The 915-nt window shown below is 65.4% G+C and carries 2 protein-coding genes; both read right to left on the bottom strand.

The window, feature by feature from the left end; all coding sequences use genetic code 11:
- A partial coding sequence (locus EOA29_RS38135) for an aldo/keto reductase (protein WP_145970110.1) occupies nt 1–382 on the bottom strand: 382 nt, incomplete at its 3' end.
- A 29-nt stretch (nt 383–411) separates the two neighbouring features.
- Entirely contained in the window at nt 412–906 is a 495-nt protein-coding gene (locus EOA29_RS38130) for a nuclear transport factor 2 family protein (RefSeq protein ID WP_127222498.1), read from the bottom strand.
- Nucleotides 907–915 lie beyond the last annotated feature (9 nt).

Here is a 915-nt window from a genome sequence, read left to right as displayed (position 1 = left end):
GCATGAGGTAGAGGTCGATGGAGTCGGTGCCGAGCCGCTTCAGCGAAGCGTCGACGGCGCGCATGATGTTCTTGCGGCCATTGCCGCCGGCATTCGGATTGCCCGGTTCCGAATTGAAGGTGAATTTGGTGGCGATCACCGCCTTGTCGCGCAAGCCCCGCTCGGCGACGAATTCGCCGAGCCAGGTCTCGGCGGTGCCGCCGGTATAGAGGTCGGCGGTGTCGAAGAAATTGCCGCCGGCCTCGACGTAAGCGTCGAACATGGCGCGGGCGGTATCCCTGTCCGTGCCCCAGCCCCATTCGGTGCCGAAGGTCATGGTGCCCAGCGCCATCCGGCTGACGCGCAGGCCGCTGTTGCCGAGCGTGTAATAGGTCATGCTCATGATGTTCTCCGATCGTGTTTGATGCCGGCTTATCGGCCGGGGGTCGCCTTGACCCAGGGATTGCCGCGCTCATGCGTCATGCGGAAGGTGAAGCCGTCGACCTTCCAGCCGGCAGCCGAGCGGGTCAGGCGGTGCTCATAGGTGCCCCAGACTTCCCAGAGCGGGTCGCCGTTGCCTTCCAACCTGTTCCAGGCATAGCCGTTGGAAAGGACGGTCGCCTTGTCGCCTTCGATGGCGACCTGGTGGTTCGTGCGCAGATGCAGGCTGGTCTTGCTTCCCTTGAGATTTGCCGCCCAGGCGCCGATCAGGGCGGCAGAGGCGATAGTGGCGGCAGGCTGCCCGGAAAGGCTGCTGAAATCGGCGGCGACGTAGTCGGCGAAATAGCTGCGGGCAAGCTTCCAGTCCTGCGCATCGACGGCGCGGTCGATGGCATCCGCGATACGGATGACGGCGCGCTCGTCGGCGAACGCCTGCCAGCCCGTTGGTTCGGCTCCGCCGGCATCGACCGCGCCGTCGATGCGCAGGACTGGAAG

Origin of the sequence: Mesorhizobium sp. M1E.F.Ca.ET.063.01.1.1, from assembly GCF_003998155.1 — a bacterium.
Lineage (GTDB): Bacteria > Pseudomonadota > Alphaproteobacteria > Rhizobiales > Rhizobiaceae > Mesorhizobium.
This window is presented reverse-complemented; position numbering and strand designations above follow the sequence as displayed.